This is a genomic window from Pseudomonas sp. St29, from assembly GCF_001547915.1.
Taxonomy (GTDB): domain Bacteria; phylum Pseudomonadota; class Gammaproteobacteria; order Pseudomonadales; family Pseudomonadaceae; genus Aquipseudomonas.
This window is the reverse complement of record NZ_AP014628.1, coordinates 2,438,700-2,457,306: the sequence shown is the minus strand read 5'-3', so window position 1 is coordinate 2,457,306 and position 18,607 is coordinate 2,438,700. Positions and strand designations below refer to the sequence as shown.

17 protein-coding genes and 1 pseudogene are annotated in these 18,607 nt (G+C 66.0%); 8 read left to right on the top strand and 10 right to left on the bottom strand.

Annotation, left to right across the window (positions count from 1 at the left end; translation table 11 throughout):
• Positions 1-257: 257 nt before the first annotated feature.
• The 5 genes from pedH to pedF form a co-directional block, all read right to left on the bottom strand.
• Positions 258-2,033, bottom strand: a complete 1,776-nt coding sequence (gene pedH / locus PST29_RS11195) for a PQQ-dependent alcohol dehydrogenase PedH (RefSeq protein ID WP_016967314.1) — start codon at positions 2,031-2,033, stop codon at positions 258-260.
• A 629-nt stretch (positions 2,034-2,662) separates the two neighbouring features.
• The gene (locus PST29_RS11190; protein ID WP_060843075.1) at positions 2,663-3,592 is read right to left on the bottom strand and encodes a quinoprotein relay system zinc metallohydrolase 1; all 930 of its coding nucleotides are present in this window, start codon (positions 3,590-3,592) and stop codon (positions 2,663-2,665) included.
• 35 nt (positions 3,593-3,627) lie between these two features.
• Positions 3,628-4,398: a quinoprotein dehydrogenase-associated SoxYZ-like carrier gene (locus PST29_RS11185; RefSeq protein WP_060838521.1), complete on the bottom strand. Its 771-nt coding sequence runs from the start codon at positions 4,396-4,398 to the stop codon at positions 3,628-3,630.
• Between the two features lie 8 nt (positions 4,399-4,406).
• Positions 4,407-5,282, bottom strand: a complete 876-nt coding sequence (locus PST29_RS11180; RefSeq protein ID WP_060838520.1) for a substrate-binding periplasmic protein — start codon at positions 5,280-5,282, stop codon at positions 4,407-4,409.
• A gap of 5 nt (positions 5,283-5,287) precedes the next feature.
• Positions 5,288-5,749 carry a cytochrome c-550 PedF gene (pedF, locus tag PST29_RS11175; RefSeq protein ID WP_016967318.1) on the bottom strand — a complete coding sequence of 154 codons (462 nt, stop codon included), beginning with the start codon at positions 5,747-5,749 and terminating at the stop codon, positions 5,288-5,290.
• Positions 5,750-6,002: 253 nt separating this feature from the next.
• Here pedF and exaA point away from each other — a divergent pair, with 253 nt between their 5' ends.
• Both exaA and PST29_RS11165 read left to right on the top strand, forming a co-directional pair.
• On the top strand, positions 6,003-7,898 hold the full coding sequence (gene exaA, locus PST29_RS11170; protein ID WP_060843074.1) for a quinoprotein ethanol dehydrogenase: 1,896 nt from the start codon (positions 6,003-6,005) through the stop codon (positions 7,896-7,898).
• A 186-nt stretch (positions 7,899-8,084) separates the two neighbouring features.
• Positions 8,085-8,744, top strand: coding sequence for a pentapeptide repeat-containing protein (locus PST29_RS11165; protein ID WP_060843073.1), 660 nt, complete (start codon positions 8,085-8,087; stop codon positions 8,742-8,744).
• 1,098 nt (positions 8,745-9,842) lie between these two features.
• Here the strand turns inward: PST29_RS11165 and PST29_RS31710 are convergent.
• The 5 genes and pseudogenes from PST29_RS31710 to PST29_RS32510 form a co-directional block, all read right to left on the bottom strand.
• Positions 9,843-10,171 (bottom strand): annotated as a pseudogene (locus PST29_RS31710) (type II toxin-antitoxin system RelE/ParE family toxin).
• Positions 10,168-10,404: a type II toxin-antitoxin system ParD family antitoxin gene (locus tag PST29_RS11155; RefSeq protein ID WP_060843072.1), complete on the bottom strand. Its 237-nt coding sequence runs from the start codon at positions 10,402-10,404 to the stop codon at positions 10,168-10,170. Before PST29_RS11155 ends, PST29_RS31710 begins: the two are co-directional and overlap by 4 nt.
• Positions 10,405-10,446: 42 nt before the next feature.
• Entirely contained in the window at positions 10,447-11,085 is a 639-nt protein-coding gene (locus PST29_RS11150) for a response regulator (protein WP_060838517.1), read from the bottom strand.
• Positions 11,085-12,356 carry a sensor histidine kinase gene (locus tag PST29_RS11145; RefSeq protein WP_060843071.1) on the bottom strand — a complete coding sequence of 424 codons (1,272 nt, stop codon included), beginning with the start codon at positions 12,354-12,356 and terminating at the stop codon, positions 11,085-11,087. The genes PST29_RS11150 and PST29_RS11145 overlap by 1 nt, the downstream gene beginning before the upstream one ends.
• Before the next feature lie 2 nt (positions 12,357-12,358).
• On the bottom strand, positions 12,359-12,481 hold the full coding sequence (locus tag PST29_RS32510; RefSeq protein ID WP_019092738.1) for a hypothetical protein: 123 nt from the start codon (positions 12,479-12,481) through the stop codon (positions 12,359-12,361).
• A 191-nt stretch (positions 12,482-12,672) separates the two neighbouring features.
• On the opposite strand from PST29_RS32510, the gene PST29_RS11140 reads away from it, so the two are divergent.
• From PST29_RS11140 to PST29_RS11115, 6 genes are all read left to right on the top strand, one after another.
• Positions 12,673-13,857 (top strand): ABC transporter substrate-binding protein, encoded by a 1,185-nt coding sequence (locus PST29_RS11140; protein WP_060843070.1) that lies wholly within the window; start codon positions 12,673-12,675, stop codon positions 13,855-13,857.
• 30 nt (positions 13,858-13,887) lie between these two features.
• Positions 13,888-14,862, top strand: a complete 975-nt coding sequence (locus PST29_RS11135) for a YVTN family beta-propeller repeat protein (RefSeq protein WP_060838514.1) — start codon at positions 13,888-13,890, stop codon at positions 14,860-14,862.
• Positions 14,859-15,617, top strand: coding sequence for an ABC transporter ATP-binding protein (locus PST29_RS11130; protein WP_060843069.1), 759 nt, complete (start codon positions 14,859-14,861; stop codon positions 15,615-15,617). The genes PST29_RS11135 and PST29_RS11130 overlap by 4 nt, the downstream gene beginning before the upstream one ends.
• Entirely contained in the window at positions 15,614-16,408 is a 795-nt protein-coding gene (locus PST29_RS11125; RefSeq protein ID WP_060843068.1) for an ABC transporter permease, read from the top strand. The genes PST29_RS11130 and PST29_RS11125 overlap by 4 nt, the downstream gene beginning before the upstream one ends.
• Positions 16,409-17,149: 741 nt before the next feature.
• Entirely contained in the window at positions 17,150-17,692 is a 543-nt protein-coding gene (locus tag PST29_RS11120) for a PQQ-dependent catabolism-associated CXXCW motif protein (protein WP_060843067.1), read from the top strand.
• A 47-nt stretch (positions 17,693-17,739) separates the two neighbouring features.
• Positions 17,740-18,405 carry a response regulator transcription factor gene (locus tag PST29_RS11115; RefSeq protein ID WP_011060504.1) on the top strand — a complete coding sequence of 222 codons (666 nt, stop codon included), beginning with the start codon at positions 17,740-17,742 and terminating at the stop codon, positions 18,403-18,405.
• Positions 18,406-18,607: the final 202 nt, after the last annotated feature.

Here is an 18,607-nt window from a genome sequence, read left to right as displayed (position 1 = left end):
GACGACAGGCGATGGACCGATGGTAGAGAGCCTCGGGGGCCGGACGAATGCATCGTTGGCAGGGGGGGCTCTCGTCATTTGGTCGTAGGTTGATTGCCCTGTGCGGGAGCCGGCTTGCCGATGAAGGCGCTCTTGCGGGCCTCTTCGCCAGCAAGCTGGCTCCTACGGTCGGCAGGGATATCCCGGGCTTTGTAGGAGCCGGCTTGCCGGCGAAAGCGGTCGTGCGGGCGCCTTCGCCAGCAAGCTGGCTCCTACGATTAGCGTTTGCTCACCAGGTCCTTGGGCAGCTTGAAGGTCCAGAGCATGCCGCCCTGGTTGAAGTCCTTGACCCGCTTGGCCACTTCGCCGCCCCACAGCGGCACCGCGCCGCCCCAGCCGGAGAGCACCGAGACGTACTGCTCGCCGTCCATTTCCCAGGTCACGGGCGAGCCCAGCACCCCGGAGCCGGTCTGGAATTCCCAGACCTTCTCGCCGGTCTTGGCGTTGAACGCCTGGAGGAAGCCTTCAGGCGTGCCGGTGAACACCAGGTTGCCCTTGGTGGTCAGTACCCCGCCCCACAGCGGCGCGAAGTTCTTGTGGCGCCAGACTTCCTTGCCGCTGATGGGGTCGATGGCCCGCAGCACGCCGATGTAGTCCTCGTTCAGCGGCTTGATGGTGAAGCCCGCGCCGAGGAACGCCGCGCCCTTCTTGTAGGCGATGCCTTCATTCCAGATGTCCATGCCCCACTCGTTGGACGGTACATAGAACAACCCGGTGTCGCGGTTGTAGGCCATGGGCATCCAGTTCTTGGCGCCGAGGAAGGCCGGAGCGACAAACACCGAACTGCCCTTGGCTTCGCTGCCCGGGGCGCCGGGACGGCTGGCCTCGTTGTAGATCGGCCGGCCGTTCTTATCCAGGCCGGTGGCCCAGGTGATCTTGTCGACAAAGGGGAAACCGCGGATGAACTTGCCGTTGGTGCGATCGAGCACGTAGAAGAAGCCGTTGCGGTCGGCGGTGGCGGCGGCCTTGATCTCCTTGCCGCCCTCCTTGTAGTTGAAGGAGATCAGCTCGTTGACGCCGTCGAAGTCCCAGCCGTCGTGGGGGGTGCTCTGGAAGTGCCACTTGATGGTGCCGTCGTCCGGGTTCAGGGCCAGGCGCGACGAGGAATACAGGTTGTCGCCAGGGCGCAGGTGGGAGTTCCACGGCGCCGGGTTGCCGGTGCCGAACAGCAGCAGGTTGGTTTCCGGGTCGTAGTAGCCGCCGAGCCACGGCGCCGCGCCGCCGGTCTTCCACAGATCGCCCGGCCAGGTCTTGCCCGCCTCGCCGCCGGAGATGCCGTTCTCGATGGCCTTGCCGTCCTTGTACACATAGCCCATGTGGCCTTCCACGGTGGGGCGCATCCACAGCAGCTCGCCGTTTTTCGGGTCGTAGGCCTGGATCTTGCCGACCACCCCGAACTCGCCGCCGGCGACCCCGGTGATCAGCTTGCCGTTGACGATCATCGGCGCCGCGCTGATGGAGTAACCCTCCTTGTGGTCGGCGACCTTCTTGCTCCACACCACCTTGCCGGTGTCCTTGTTCAGGGCCACCAGCTTGGCGTCCAGGGTGCCGAAGAACACCAGGTCGCCGTACAGCGCCACGCCGCGGTTGATCACGTCGCAGCACGGGCGGATGTCATCCGGCAGGCGCGCGTCGTACTGCCAGAGCTTCTTGCCGGTACGCGCATCCACCGCGAACACCCGCGAGTAGGAGCCGGTCATGTACATCACCCCGTCCTTGATCAGCGGCTGGGCCTGCTGACCGCGCTGCTTCTCGCCGCCGAAGGAGAAGGCCCAGACCGGCCGCAGCTCCTTGACGTTATCGACGTTGAGCAGGTCCAGCGGGCTGTAGCGCTGGCCCTGGACACCCAGGCCGTTGGTGACGATCTGCTGCGGGTTCTTCGGGTCCTGGAGGATCTCTTCATCGGTGACGGCGGCCAGGGCCGCGCTGGACAGCAGCATGGCGCTGAGCACCAGGCTCACGGCGAAAAAGGGACGACGTGGGGGTTGGGTCATGACGGCTACCTCGGCGGTTATTGTTGTTCCCGGGAAATTTTCCCGGTCTGCCGGGAATTCTTGGTCCCGGCCTGTTTGCCAACAATTGCCCGCAGTGCGGAGTTTTCTAGTTCCTTGGTACTGGAGGGGCAGAGGCAAGCTTCAAGCAACAAGCGGCAAGCAGGCGCCATGCCCCCGCACTGTAGGAGCTGGCTTGCCAGCGAAGGGGCCCGCAAGATCGCCTTCGCCGGCAAGCCGGCTCCTACAAGGCTCCACGCTATGTACCTGCCTCCCGTAGGAGCTGGCTTGCCAGCGAAGAAGCCCGCAAGATCGCCTTCGCCGGCAAGCCGGCTCCTACAAGGCTCCACGCGATGTACCTGCCTCCCGTAGGAGCTGGCTTGCCAGCGAAGAGGCCCGCAAGATCGCCTTCGCCGGCAAGCCGGCTCCTACAAGGCTCCAAGCGATGTATCTGCCTACCGTAGGAGCTGGCTTGCCAGCGAAGAAGCCCGCAAGACCGCCATCGCCGGCAAGCCGGCTCCTACAAGGCTCCACGCGATGTACCTGCCTCCCGTAGGAGCTGGCTTGCCAGCGAAGGGGCCCGCAAGACCGCCATCGCCGGCAAGCCCCCACAAGATCCCTCGCCACAAGGGTCAGTGATCGTCGATACGCTGCAGGCGCTGGCGCTCGTAACGCGGGTACAGGTGGCTGACGCTACGGATCAGCTCGTAGCGGGTCAGGCTGATGCCGGCAAAACGCTCGGGGATCGGGCGGCGGATCATCTCCGCCATGTCGTCGCCTTGGGCGGCGCCGTCGCGCATCAACCCGTCCAGCCAGCCCAGGTAGTCACGCATCTGGGCAAAGGGCCGGGCATCCGTCGCCACCGGGCCATGGCCTGGGACGATCAGCTTCCACGGCAGGGCCTGCAAGGTGTCCAGGTCCTTGAGCCAGACACCGAGCCCCGGGCTGTTGGGGGTGGTCAGCGCGCGTTCGTAGAACACCAGGTCACCGGCAAACAGCACCCCGGTGTTCTCATCGAGAATCGCCAGGTCGGCACCGGTGTGCCCACTCAAACTGAGCAGGCGCAAGCGATGCCCGCCTACCTCAAGCACCCCGGGCTCCAGCACCCGGGTCGGCAGCACCACCTCGGTGCCGCGCATCCAGTCGCCGACCATGCGGTACAGGTTCTCGGCCATGGCGTCCCCCTGCTGGCGCAGCAGGTCGGCTGTGCCGGCCAGGGCGCCGATGGGCACATCGCCAAAGGCCTGATTGCCCAGCACATGGTCGGGATGATGGTGGGTCAACAGCAGCTGGATCACCGGCTTGTCGGTGGTGGCGGCAATCGCCCGGCGCAAGGCTTCGCCGTAGCGTTTCGACGGCCCGCTGTCGATCACCACCACCCCGCTGTCGGTGACGATGAACCCGGTGTTGACGATGTTGCCGCCGTTGGCCTTGGCGAAATTGTCGGTGCTGCCTTCCAGCAGCCAGGTGCCCGCGGCAATCTGCCGGGGCTTGAGTTGATAGTCCAGGTCGGCCCGGGCCGGCAGGCCCAGGCATAGCAGCAACAGCAGGATCCAACGCATGGTGCGCCTCGGCTCGGGTGGGTCAAAGGATGCGCTCAGGGCAGCTTGGCCTCGAACTGGTTGCCGCTGTTGTCGCGCAACAGCAAGCGGGTCTGCCCCGTCCCCTGGATGTCGAACCCCAGGTTGGGGTTTTCGCTGACCGCCGGGAACAGTTCGAGGCTGGCCAGAAGCTGATCGTTCGGGTCGCGCAGTTCGGCGTGGTTGAGAAAGAACTCGGGGATGCCGCTGACCAGGCCGTTGTCCATCGGGTGGGACACTTGCAGGCGCAGACGGCTGGCATCACCCCGGGGGTAACGCCCGCCCAGCACCTCGCCGATGTGCTCTTCCCAGCCCGGCTGGGTGCGCACCACGCTGGGGGCGGTGCAGCCGCCACCGGCGGCATCGATCAGGGTCGAGCCCACGTGCCACAGGCCGTCGCGGGTCTGCACCGCGGCGCGCAGCGGCGTGGCCTGCTCGATGCGGATGCGGATCGACAGCCAGGGCAGCACCCGCTCCCCCGGCACGAAATCGACAATGCGCGGCAAGGGGTTGAGCTCGGCCCAGGCGAGGATGCGCACCACGTCGCCGCTGAAGGCCCGGGCGTCGATCTCCAGCGGCACCTGTCGCGCATCCTCGGCAAAGGGCGGCGCCAGCAGCTTGACCCGGTCATCGAAGACGAACGCGGCATCGCCCAGCAATTGCTTGTGGTAGAAGGCCCACATCACCGAGGGCACCGGGTCCGCGCCCGGGGCCTGGGGATCGGCGGCCAGCGCCGGGGTCGCCAAGGGCAGCCAGCACGCCAGCAGACAGGTCGCTCGCCAGTTCATCGCAGCTCCTATTGATACATCTCCGGGACCTCGTAACGCAGGCCATAACGGGCGTACAGCGCCTGCAGGCGACCGTCGCGGATCAGCCCTTCCAGGGCCTCCTCCACGGCATAGGCCAGCTGGCGGTTGCTTTCATGCACCGCCATGCCGATCTCCCATACCTGCTTGCCCATGTTCGGGTAGGCGTTTTCCGCCAGGGCCAGCTGCGGGTCGGCGGCCTGGTGCAACTGCCAGTCGATCTCGCCGCGCATGGCCATCACCGCGTCCACCTGCCCGGCCCGCAAGGCACCGAAGGCCTGCTGCACGCTGGGGTAATGATGGGTCTTGGCACTGAGCATGCCGTTGAACACCGAGGTCAGGTAGAACGAGGGCACGCTGTCCACCTCGACCCCGATCGGGTGCTCCTGGAAAACCGCGACGCTGGCCACCGAGTCCAGCCGGCGGCGGTCGAACGCCACCTGCCAGCGCTCCTCCTGATAGGGGCCGAACATCACCACGTGATCGTTGGCCAGCTCCCCCAGTTCGTTGCGCTTTTGCGCGTAGTCGTGGTCGTAGGGCACGCGCATCATCAGGTCGGCCAACTGCTGGTGGCGCAGCGGGCTGCCGCGCCAGATGTAATCCCGCAAGTCGTCGTCGAGCTTCTCCCCAGGGGGCGCCCAGATCAGTTGCAGGCGCACCCCCAGGGTCTCGGCCAGGGCTTGCGCCAGCTCGACGTCGACGCCCCGGGGCTGGCCCTGGTCCTCGAAGCTGTAGGGGGCAAAATCCTGGTACACCGCCACCTTCAGCTCACCGGAGGCGATCATCGTGTCGTAGTTGCGCACCCCGGCCTGCGCCGCCGCGCAGCACAGCAGCAAGCCACTGAGAAACAGCGCCAGGCGGCCCATGGCAATCACTCCTCGACGCGCACGCTGTCCAGGTAGGTGCGCACCGCCCACAGGGCTTCCTGGCTCAGGTAGTCGGCCATCTTCGGCATGTACACCCGGCCATCGCGCACCGCGCCGTGGCGCACCCGCTCGACGAACCATTCATCCCCGGCTTCACCGGCATCGAGCATGCGCAGGTCTGGAGCGATACCGCCGGACTTGGCTTCCAGGCCATGGCAGGCGGCGCAGTTCTGGTTGTAGGCCGAGGCACCGATTTCCACTGCCTTGTCGTGCTCGGGCGAGGTGCGGTACGGGTTGACCGAAGCCCAGCCGTCGCCATCGACGCTCACCCCGGCGTCCTTGATCGGCGTCAGGCCCTTGGTTTCCACCGCCTGGGGCACCACGTTGCCATGAGCCCATACAGCACCGGTGGCCAAGGCACCGGTCAGCAGCCCTACCGCGAGCAAGGCGTTGCGTTTTGTTGTCATTGTTATGCCCTCAAGATTGCACGCAAGACCTCGCTACAGAGGCCATGGCGCCATCTTAGGAACAGCCGGCGGACGGCCGTATGCTGCTTTGGTGGTCGCGCCCTACTCCCTTGGTAGTAGGGCTTGTGGCGCGGGCCTAAATCAGGTGCCGCCCGGGAACTATTCCCGGTAAGGGCGGGACTTTTTCCGTATCTCAACACCCGCCCCGGGGCAGACCCTAGTCAGGCCAAAACCTCCACTGGGAACTGCAACCATGACAATAAGATCGCTACCCGCCCTTTCCCCCCTGAGCCTTGCCGTCCAGGCCCTGCTGCTGGCCGGCAGCCTGTCCCTGGGCACGGCGGCCACAGCGGCCACCGCCCCGGCGGCACCTGCCAGCAAGAACGTCACCTGGGAAGACATCGCCAACGACCACCTGACCACCCAGGACGTGCTGCAGTACGGCATGGGCACCAACGCCCAGCGCTGGAGCCCCCTGGCCCAGGTCAACGACAAGAACGTGTTCAAGCTGACCCCGGCCTGGTCCTACTCCTTCGGCGACGAGAAGCAGCGCGGCCAGGAATCCCAGGCCATCGTCAGCGACGGCGTGGTCTACGTCACCGGCTCCTACTCGCGGGTGTTCGCCCTCGACGCCAAGACCGGCAAGCGCCTGTGGACCTACAACCACCGCCTGCCGGACAACATTCGCCCGTGCTGCGACGTGGTCAACCGCGGCGCGGCGATCTACGGCGACAAGATCTACTTCGGCACCCTCGACGCCCGGGTCATCGCCCTGGACAAGAACACCGGCAAGGTGGTGTGGAACAAGAAGTTCGGCGACCACAGCGCGGGCTACACCATGACCGGCGCCCCGGTGCTGATCAAGGACAAGACCAGCGGCAAGGTGCTGCTGATCCACGGCAGCTCCGGCGATGAATTCGGCGTGGTCGGCCAGCTGTTCGCCCGCGACCCGGACACCGGCGAAGAGGTGTGGATGCGGCCCTTCGTCGAAGGCCACATGGGCCGCCTGAACGGCAAGGACAGCACCCCCACCGGCGACGTCAAGGCACCGTCCTGGCCGGATGACAAGACCACCGAAACCGGCAAGGTCGAAGCCTGGAGCCACGGCGGCGGCGCCCCTTGGCAGAGCGCCAGCTTCGATGCCGAAACCAACACCATCATCGTCGGCGCCGGCAACCCCGGTCCCTGGAACACCTGGGCGCGGACCTCGAAAGACGGCAACCCCCACGACTACGACAGCCTCTACACCTCGGGCCAGGTCGGCGTCGACCCGAGCACCGGCGAAGTGAAATGGTTCTACCAGCACACGCCGAACGATGCCTGGGACTTCTCCGGCAACAACGAACTGGTGCTGTTCGACTACAAGGGCAAGGACGGCAAGGTGGTCAAGGCCACCGGCCACGCCGACCGCAACGGCTTCTTCTACGTGGTGGACCGCAACAACGGCAAACTGCAGAACGCCTTCCCCTTCGTCGACAACATCACCTGGGCCAGCCACATCGACCTCAAGACCGGCCGCCCTGTAGAGAATCCCGGCCAGCGTCCGGCCAAGCCGCTGCCAGGTGAAACCAAGGGCAAGCCGGTGGAAGTCTCGCCGCCGTTCCTGGGGGGCAAGAACTGGAACCCCATGGCCTACAGCCAGGACACCGGGCTGTTCTACATCCCCGGCAACCAGTGGAAGGAGGAGTACTGGACCGAGGAAGTGAACTACAAGAAAGGCTCGGCGTACCTGGGGATGGGCTTCCGTATCAAGCGCATGTACGACGACCACGTCGGCACCCTGCGCGCCATGGACCCCACCACCGGCAAGCTGGTGTGGGAACACAAGGAACACCTGCCGCTGTGGGCCGGCGTCCTGGCGACCAAGGGCAACCTGGTGTTCACCGGCACCGGCGACGGCTTCTTCAAGGCCTTCGATGCCAAGACCGGCAAGGAGCTGTGGAAATTCCAGACCGGCAGCGGCATCGTCTCGCCGCCCATCACCTGGGAACAGGACGGCGAGCAGTACATCGGCGTGACCGTGGGCTACGGCGGTGCGGTGCCGCTGTGGGGTGGCGACATGGCCGAACTGACCAAGCCGGTGGCCCAAGGCGGCTCGTTCTGGGTGTTCAAGATCCCGAGCTGGGATAACAAGACCGCCCAGCGCTGACCGACTGGTGGCGAGGCGCTGGCGCCCGCTGGGCCGCGCAGCGGCCCCGAACCCTGCCCACGCGATAGCTCAGGCCTACCGCGTGGGCCGGGTTCACGACGGCTACGCCCCCGGGGCGCCGGCCGGTCCAGCGGGCGCCAGCGCCCTCGCCCCACCCGCCTTCACTCCCGCCTGGAGAACCGCACCATGAACTACCTGCCCCTGGTCCTGCTGTTGGGCCTGTCTCCCGCCTTCGCGGTGAACGTCGACGACGACGGCAACGATGTACCCCTGACCATCAATGGCTGCCTGATTGCCGAATCCAGCCAATGCCCGGGCGCCAACCTGCGCGGCGCCAACCTGGCCAACCAGGACCTGCGCAAGATGAACCTGGCCGGCGCCGACCTCTCCGGCGCCGACCTGCGCCATGCCCAGCTGGACCTGGCCAATTTGGAAAAAGCCCGCCTGCAAGGCGCCAACCTGACCCGCGCCAGCCTGCAACAGAGCAACCTGCGGCTGGCGGACTTCAGCGACGCCAAGCTGATGGCCATTCAGGGCTGGGGCCTGTTTGCCCAGGGCGCGCAATTCGAGAACGCCAACCTCAGCGCGGCCTACCTGCAATTTGCCCGGCTGTCCGGGGCCAAGCTGCACCGGGCCAACCTGCAAGCGGCGGATCTGGAAATGGCCTGGTTGAACAAGGCCGATCTGCAAGGGGCCAATCTGAGTGATGCCAATCTGCAAGAGGCCAAGTTGGGTGAGAGCAATCTGGAACGCGCCGATTTGCGCGGGGCGCGGCAGCATTATGGGAATTTTCAGGATGCCAATATGGAGGGGTGCCAGGGGTGTCCGGGGACGTGGGATAAGTAGAGGGTTGGGGGCATAGCCGGTGCTGGGGGTGTGGCCACCTGGGGGGCGCTCTTTCAGCTAGTGGGACGGGGTACATATCCGTTGCTGCGGGTGCGGCCACTTAGGGTTTCGCTCTTACAGCGAGTGGGAGGGGGTACATATCCATTCCTGCGGTCACGGCCACTTAGGGTTTCGCTCTTACAGCGAGTCACTTTGAAACCCGGAATGCCGGCCAGCCCAAAGTAACCAAAGGCTCCTGCCCCTCCACTCGGTGCCTCGCTGGGGCTCGGCATGCCCGAACGAAGGCATTGATCCGTGGGCCGCCGCAATGGGCCATCCATGGCCCAGTGCGGCTAACCCGGCGTCCTGCCGGGTTACCCACGGCTCAATGCCTGCGTTCGGCCATCGTGTCTAAGGGGGCAGTAAGATCAAAAGCAAGATCAAAAGCAGAATCTGACGGCGGCCTACCGGCCGGCCTGTTTCATTGCCGTTCGCGTTAATGTAGCCGCTGCCGAAGGCTGCGACCGGCTCCGCAGGAGACGCTAAACCTGCCTCCCCGATATTCCTGACCTATCGCTCCGCCTGGTTTTGCGAGCGCGAGCGCTCGTTCGCAGCCTTCGGCAGCGGCTACAAGGAACCAGCCTGCGCACCTGGGTTTTGGCGTTGACTTTTGATCTTGATCTTGATCTTCCGGCCCCTTCCCAGCCGGCCGAGCGCAGGCGTTGCGTAGGGGGCAGCTCGGCATGGATGCCGAACTAGCCGCCACCCGGCCATGGATGGCCGGTTGGCGGCGGGCCCCCGGAGCAATGCCGGAGAGAGGGAACCCCGAGCCCCAGCGAGGGGCCCATGGAGGGGCAAGCGTTTTTGGTTCCTTTTTAGGCGTTTGTAAAAAGGGACTCGCCGTAAGGGCGAAACCATAAGGGGCCGTAACCGCAGCAACGGATATGTACTCCGTCCCCCATCGCCGTAAGGGCGAAACCCTAAGTGGCCGCACCAGCAGCAACGGATATGTACCCCGTGGCACAGCCCCCTAAAGACGAAACCACCAGCAGCCACACCCTCAGCAACGGATATACACCCCGCCCCTTCACCACAAAAAGCCCCCAACATCCCCCACCACTACCGGAAAACACCTTCAGCCAACCACTCAGGAAAGTCACGCATACCATGCAAAACCCGCCATACATCGATGTGGTCATCGCGTTCAACGTAGAACACCAGATAGGGATAGCGCTTAAGCGGCCAGCAAAGCACCCCCGGCAGATCCAGCTCGTGGGCGTAGCGAGACATACCCGAGGCCGGATGGCGGCCGATATGTAGATAGGGCTTTTCAAAGCATCGATAAAACCGAGCGCAGCCTGCTCGGCCTGTTGGTCAAGGTAGTAGTTGATAACGCCTTCCACATCCTGGCTGGCAAGGGCGCTTGGCATGACCGGCTTGGCTTTCATCTTCGCGCCTTGTGAACCCTGGCACGCAGGGATTCGAAATAGTCACCCTGCACAGCAGTGCCCGGCGCCGATTGAGCACCGGCCAACAACAGGCCACGCAGATGTTGCCGATCCTGATCCTTGCGAATCAGCTCACGCACATATTCACTGCTGGTGCTGTAGCCGCGCTGGCTGACTTGATCATCGACAAAGGACTTGAGAGCGTCCGGTAGGGAAATGTTCATGGTGCTCATGGCTTTGTCCGCCTTTGACAAAATTTGCCAAACCATACCCCCTCACCCCGCCACCCGCACCACCCCCATATCAATCCCCAAATGCACCAACTCCGCATGGGAGCTGACCTGCAGCTTGCTCTTGAGCAAGGTCAAATGGTTCGACACAGTCTTGGCGCTGATGCACAGCTGCTCGGCAATCACCCGCGCCGGGGTGCCCTTGGCCAGCATCACGAAGATCTCCAGCTCGCGCTGGGTCATGCTCTGCAAGCGCGGGTCGCTGGCGTTCTGCGCCGGGGTGCAGGCCAGTTGGGTGGCCAGGGGCTGTTCGATGTAGGCGTGTCCGGCCAGCACCCGGTGCACCGCTTCGATCAGCACCTGGGGCGCGGAGTTCTTGGTCAGGTAGCCCGAGGCACCAGCCTCCAGGGCCTGGCGCACCAGGGGCAGTTCGTCGTGCATGCTGAAAAACAGCACCCGCAGTTGCGGCAGGCGCTGGCGCAGGCGGCGGGTGGTCTCCAGGCCACTGATGCCCGGCAGGCCGAAATCCATGATCACCAGGTTCGGCACTTCTTCGGCGACCCGGGTCAGGGCTTCTTCGCCGCTGGCCGCTTCGCGCACCTGCATCGCCGGCAGCACTGCCCGCAGCAGGCTGGCGTAACCCTGGCGAACCACGGCGTGGTCATCCACCAACAAGATGTTCATCAGGCCTCCACGGGCATGTTCAGGGGCATGTTCAAGGCCAGCGCCCAACCGGCGCCGGGACGGCTGAGAATGTGCAGTTCGCCCCCCAGGCTGCGGGCCCGTTCGGCCATCGAGTGCAGGCCGACACCGGGGCGCTGGGGCTGGCGCGCGCCGCATCCGTTGTCGCGCACCAGCAGGCGCAGGCCCCGGGCGCTGCGTTGCAGGCGCACCCGCACCTGGCTGGCGCCGGCGTGCCGGGCGACGTTGGTCAGCGCCTCTTGCAGCAAGCGGTAGAGGTGGGTCTTGCTGGCGTCGGGCAACGCCGGCAGGTCGGCGCCGACCCGCAATTGGCAGTCGATGCCCTGGCTGTCCTGCCATTGGCTCACCAGCAGGCCAAAGGCTTCGGCCAGCGGCAGGTGCTGCAGCACCACCGGGTACAGGTCCTGCACCAGGGCGCGAAAGCCCTGCTGCAAGCGTTCGCAATTGAGTTCCAGGGCCTGGGCCGTGTGTTCCACCACCGTGGGCTGGCCGCTGACCATGCGCAGCAGGCAGACCTGGGCGCGGATGCCCGCCAGGTATTGCCCGAGGTCGTCGTGCAGGGTCTGCGCCAGGTAGGTGCGTTCGCGCTCCTGCACCGCCAGCAGGGCCTGGGTCAGTTGCGCGTTGTCGGCCCGGGTCTGCTCCAGGGTCGCGGTCATGCGGTTGAAGTGTCCGGCCAGTTGTCGCGCTTCTGGCAGGCCGGCCTCGCGCAGGCGCACCGCCAGTTGCCCGCCGGACACCTGCTGCAAGGCCCGCAGCAAATCATCCAGCAAGCCCATGCCCCGACGTACTGCCCAGCGGATGGTCAGCAGGCTCAAAAGCAGGGCCAGGCCGCACAGGCTCAACAGCTGTTGCAGGGAATCCCAGACTTCATCGATCTCATCCCGCGCGTCCACGGCGATCAGCACCCGGCGGCCGTCGCCCAGGTCCAGTTCGCGGGCGCTGTGGCGGCGGTCGCTGAACAGCTGGCGGCCAAGCCAGGCGTCCAGCCCGGCCTGCTCGGGCATGCGCGCCGCCTCGTCCGGCCCCAGCCAGTGCACCCGCACATGGCGCAGGCTCTGGGTGAGATGCGGTTGCAGGCCCGCCGGGTTGCGCTCGGCGCTGTCGCTCAAGTACTCCACCACCGCTTCGGCGGACTGCAGTTCACGCTCGACATCGGCCACCGCCTGATGCAGCAGCAAGCCGGCGCAGGCCAGGGTCACCACGGCAAAGAACGCCGTGACCCACAGGTTGATCCGCCACAGCGCCGACATGCCTAGCGCCCCGGAACCAGCGGCACCGCCAGGGGCACGACCGGGCGCGGGCCGTGCAGGCGATCGACGCCGATCAGGCTGAGGATCAGCAGCAAGGGCAGGAGCAGCACTTTGATGATGCGCATGGGCGTCGCTCTCAAGGTTCGGGCTCAGGGTTCGGGGCAGATTCAGGCCAGGATCGAGGCCGCTGGGACCATGCTAAGACCGCCGCGCCCGCGCCGGGTTACTACCTTGGTACTGCCCGGGCGCTACTTTCTGCATATTTCCCCGCCCCGACGCTGTTCCTATGCTGGCGCCACCTGCCGTGGAGCGCCCTATGCACAAGCCTGCCCCGCTTATCCCGACTTGCCTGCTGGTGCTGGCCTCGCTCCTGCTGCCCCTGAGCGCCAGCCAGGCCAGCGAGGACCCCTTGCAGGTGCGCATCGGCTACCTGGGCTATCGCCCCGACCCCGGCCCGCTGCTGTCCAACATCATCCCCGAGCCCACCGACGCCGGTCTGCAAGGCGCCCAGTTGGCGATTGTCGACAGCAACAGCACCGGGCGCTTTCTCAAGCAGCAGTTCCAGCTCGACAGCGCCAGCGTCGACAGCCCCGAGGCACTGCTGCAAGCCGCCAGGGCCCAGCACGACCAGGGCCTGCGGCTGTTCGTGGTGAATGCCCCGGCGGCCAGCCTGCGGGAGTTGTCGGCGGCCCTGCCTGACAGCCTCTTGTTCAACGCCGGCAGCCCCGACGACGCCCTGCGCAGCAGCCAGTGCCTGGGCAACGTGCTGCACAGCCTGCCCGGCCGGGCGATGCTGGCCGACGCCCTGGTGCAGTTCATGGTGCTGCGCAAATGGCAGCGGGCCTTGCTCATCGTCGGCCAGACCGAGGACGACCGCGCCTACGCCGACGCCTTGCGCCGGGCCATGCAGCGCTTCGGCCTGAAGATCGTCGCCGAGAAAGCCTGGAGCTTCGACAACGACCAGCGCCGCAGCGCCCAGGCCGACATGCCGCTGTTCACCCAGACCGCCGAATACGACGTGGTGCTGGTGGCCGACGAGCGCGGCGATTTCGGCGAATACCTGCCCTACCAGACCTGGTACCCGCGCCCGGTGGCCGGCACCCAGGGCCTGACCCCCACCGGCTGGCACAAGAGCGTGGAAACCTTCGGCGCCGCACAGCTGCAAAAACGCTTCGAAGCCCAGGCCGGGCGCTGGATGAACGACCGCGACTTCGCCGCCTGGATGGCCGTGCGCAGCGTCGCCAGCGCCGTGAGCAAACTGCGCCAGGCCGACCCGCGGGCCTTGCAGGCGCTGCTGCTCAGCGACCAGCTGCCGCTGGACGGCTTCAAGGGCCGCAAGCTCAGCTACCGGCCGTGGAACGGCGAACTGCGCCAGCCGATTCCCCTGGTGCAGCCCCGAGCCCTGGTCAGCACCTCGCCCCAGGACGGTTTCCTGCACCCCTTCAACGAAATGGACAGCCTGGGCTACGACCGCCCCGAAGTGACCTGCCGCTACCCCTGATCCGATCACCACAACAACAAGGAATCCGCCATGCGCCGCCCTCTTCTCTGCCGCTCTGCCCTCTGCGCGGCCCTGCTGCTCGCCGCCGGGCACGCCATGGCCGCCACGGCCTGGGTCTCCAACGAAAAGGACAACAGCCTGAGCCTGATCGACCTGCAGACCCTGGAAGTCACCCAGACCCTGCCGGTGGGCCAGCGCCCGCGCGGGCTGCTGCTGTCCCATGACAACAAGCTGCTGTACATCTGCGCCAGCGATTCGGACCGGGTCCAGGTGATGGACGTGGCCACCCGCAAGATCATCAAGGAGCTGCCCTCCGGCAAGGACCCCGAGCAGTTCGCCCTGCACCCCAACAACCGCTGGCTGTACGTGTCCAACGAGGACGATGCGCTGGTCACGGTGATCGACACCGAGACCGCCAAGGTCCTCGGCCAGATCAACGTCGGGGTCGAGCCCGAGGGCATGGCGGTGAGCCCCGACGGCAAGTGGGCGGTCAACACCAGCGAAACCACCAACATGCTGCACTGGATCGACACCAGCACCCAGACCCTGGCCGACAGCACCCTGGTGGATCAGCGCCCGCGCTTCGTCGAGTTCAACCAGGACGGCTCAAGGCTCTGGGCCTCGGCGGAAATCGGCGGCACCGTGACCATCCTCGACGTGGCCACGCGCCAGGTGCTCAAGACCCTGAACTTCAAGATCAAGGGCGTGCACCCGGACAAGGTGCAGCCGGTGGGCATCAAGCTCAGCGCCGACGGCAAGTACGCCTTCGTCGCCCTGGGCCCGGCCAACCACGTGGCGGTGATCGACGCCAAGACCTACGAGATCCTCGACTACCTGCTGGTGGGGCGCCGGGTCTGGCAGCTGGCATTCACCCCGGACCAGAGCCAGCTGCTGGCCACCAACGGGGTCAGCGGCGATGTCTCGGTGATCGATGTCAACAGCCTCAAGGTGCTCAAGTCGGTGAAGGTAGGGCGCTATCCCTGGGGCGTGGTGGTGACCCCATGAACGCTTTGGAGGTCAGCCAGCTGAGCTTCGCCTACGGCCCGCGCCAGGCCCTCGATCAGGTCAGCCTGAGCCTGGCTCCCGGGCGTTTTGCCGCCCTGCTGGGGCCCAACGGCGCCGGCAAGTCGACCCTGATCGCCCTGCTCACAAGGCTCTACGACCTGCAGCAGGGCGACATCCGCGTCGGCGGCTGCTCCCTGCGCAACGCCGCCCGGGCCGCCCTGCGCCAGCTCGGCGTGGTGTTCCAGCAAAGCACTCTGGACCTGGACCTGAGCGTCGAGCAGAACCTGCACTACCACGCCGCACTGCACGGCCTGTCGCGGCGCCAGGGGCAGGCGCGGATCGACGCCGAACTGGCGCGCCAGGGCCTCACCGAACGGCGCCGGGAGAGCGTGCGCGCCCTCAACGGCGGCCACCGCCGACGGGTGGAGATCGCCCGCGCCCTGCTGCATGAACCGCGCCTGCTGCTACTCGATGAAGCCAGCGCCGGCCTCGACCCGGCCAGCCGCCTGGCCCTCAACCGGCACATTCGCCAACTGTGCCAGGAACAGCGCCTGAGCGTGCTGTGGACCACCCACCTGCTGGACGAAGTGCAGGCCGACGACCAGTTGCTGATCCTGCATCAGGGGCGCCTGGTGGCCAGTGGCGTGGCCAGCGCCATCAGCCAGCAACAGGGCGGCGACCTGGGCATGGCCTTCTCCCTCCTGACCCAGAATCCCCAGCCGCGCCCGGCGCCGATCGGAGAACCGCTCGCATGAACGCCTACTGGCAGTGCCTGCGCGGCATCGTGCTGCGCGAATGGCTGCGCTTCGTGCTGCAGCGCACACGCTTTCTCAGCGCCCTGGTGCGGCCCCTGCTGTGGCTGCTGGTGTTCGCCGCCGGCTTTCGCGCCGCCCTGGGCATCGCCATCATCGAACCCTACAGCACCTACATTCCCTACGAGGTCTACATCGTCCCGGGGCTGGCCTGCATGATCCTGCTGTTCAACGGCATGCAGGGCTCGCTGTCGATGGTCTACGACCGGGAAATGGGCAGCATGCGCGTGCTGCTCACCAGCCCCCTGCCCCGGGCCTTCCTGCTGGCCAGCAAGCTGCTGGCCACCTCGCTGATCTCGCTGCTGCAGGTCTACACCTTCCTCGCCGTGGCCTGGCTGTATGGCGTGCAGCCGCCGGCCATGGGCCTGCTGGCCGCCCTGCCGGCCCTGCTGCTGGTGGCCCTGATGCTCAGCGCCCTGGGGCTGCTGCTGTCCAACGCCATCCGCCAACTGGAGAACTTTGCCGGGGTGATGAACTTCGTGATCTTCCCGCTGTTCTTCCTGTCTTCGGCGCTGTACCCGCTGTGGAAGATGCTCGAAGCCAGCCCCTGGCTGTACTGGCTGTGCGCCCTCAACCCCTTCACCCACGCCGTGGAGCTGGTGCGCTTCGCCCTGTATCAACGCCTCAACCTCCTGGCCCTGGCGGTGTGCCTGGGCCTGACCCTGGTGTTCTCCCTGCTGGCGGTACTGACCTTCAACCCGCAACACGCCGCCCTGCGCAAAAGCACCGCCTAAACATCTCCAGATAAAGAGCCTCTGTAGCCGCTGCCGAGCCTTGGGCGAGGCTGCGACAAGGGCCGAAGGCTCTTCCAGCGATGCAAAGACCGACACATAGCTGTGAAGAGAACCCGGAGGACTGTCCTGATGGACCGCGTCGGCAGGTCTGGCGTCTCCTCCGGAGCCGTTCGCAGCCTGCGGCAGCGGCTACACGGAACCTGGCGCGCCCTGCAATCCCTGTAGCCGCTGTCGAGCCTACGGCGAGGCTGCGACAAGGGCCGCAGGCCCTTCCAGCGATGCAAAGACCGGCACATAGCTGTGAACAGAACCCGATGGACTGTCCTGCTGGACCGCGCCAGCAGGTTTAGCGTCTCCTCCGGAGCCGTTCGCAGCCTGCGGCAGCGGCTACACGAAGCCCTGCAATCTCCGCAATCTCTGCTTCGCCTGTAGCCGCTGCCGAGCCTACGGCGAGGCTGCGACAAGGGCCGAAGGCCCTTCCAGCGATGCAAAGACCGGCACATAGCTGTGAACAGAACCCGGTGGACTGTCCTGCTGGACCGCGTCGGCAGGTCTGGCGTCTCCTCCGTCGGAATGCCGCCCAAGCCGTTCGCAGCCTGCGGCAGCGGCTACAGACAACTACAAGAGCGTCACCCAGCCAGGACCTACGACTTTGGTACTGCTTTTGCTGTCGATGGTCGCATTCACAAATGCCCCCGCGCTGGCATGTAATGGGCGCATAACAAGAAGGACAACTCCCTTATGCCCCGTGCCCTGCAGACCCTGGCCCTGCTGTCCCTGAGCCTGACCCTGGGAATGGCCCAGGCCGAGACGCCGCTGTTTTCCGCCGACGGCTATCGCACCAGCCTCTACCGCAGCCCGACGCCCACGCAGATCGAGGTCGCGCAGATCATCGACACCCAGGGTTTGCAGGCCCTGCTCCAGGCGCAACCCAAACCCCTGCTGATCGACGTCTATCGCCGGCAATGGCTGCAAGGCCGCTTCATCGACAGCGAGCCCCACGCCAACCTGCCCGGCAGCCACTGGCTGGCCAATACCGGCGACGGCGAGCTGAGCCCCGAGTGGCAAGGCTACTTCAGCCGCTACCTGCAGCAGCTCAGCGCCGGCAACCTGCAACAACCGCTGGTCTTTTATTGCCGCGCCGATTGCTGGCTGAGCTGGAACGCGGTAAAACGCGCCGCAGCCCTGGGCTATACCTCCCTCTACTGGTATCGCGACGGCCTGGACGCTTGGGAGGCCGCCGGCTTGCCCGTGGTGGCGGCCCAGCCGGAAGCCTTTCCCTGAAGCCGCCAGCGCGCCCCCGCACAATCACAATAACGAGGTGAAAGGCCATGTATAAAATTCTGATAGCCGACGATCACCCACTGTTTCGCGAAGCCATTCACAACGTCATCAGCGACGGATTTCCCGGCAGCGAGGTGATGGAAACCGCCGACCTGGACAGCGCCCTGGCCCTGACCCAGGAGCACGACGACCTCGACCTGATCCTGCTGGACCTGAACATGCCCGGCATGCACGGCCTCAACGGCCTGATCACCCTGCGCAACGAAGCGCCGACCATTCCGGTGGTGATCGTCTCCGCCGAGCAGGACAAGCAGATCGTGCTCCAGGCCATCACTTACGGCGCCGTCGGCTTCATCACCAAATCCTCGGCGCGCTCGCAGATGACCGAGGCCATCGAACAGATCCTCAACGGCAACGTGTACCTGCCGCCGGACATCATCCGCACCCAGAAAAGCCAACCGGGGCGTCGCAGCAGCGAGACCCCGAGCTTCCCCCCGGAACTGCTCCAGGCCCTGACCCGCAAACAGCTCCTGGTGCTGGAACGCATGACCAAGGGCGAGTCCAACAAACAGATCGCCTACACCCTGGACATTGCCGAAACCACAGTGAAGGCCCACGTCTCGGCGATCCTGCGCAAGCTCAACGTGCACAACCGGGTGCAAGCGATCCTCAGTGCCGGGGATATCGATTTCGGCGCCTACCTGCGCCGCTAACCCCTGTAGCCGCTGCCGAGCCTTCGGCGAGGCTGCGACAAGGGCCGAAGGCCCTTCCAGCGATCTGAAGATCGGCGCATTCATCCCGACCAACGCCGTGGCGGTGAATCGGGTCACGCGGGGTGTTCTGGTGGACCGCGTTGCCAGGTTTGGCGTCTCCTGCGGAGCCGGGCGCAGCCTGCGGCAGCGGCTACATGAAGCC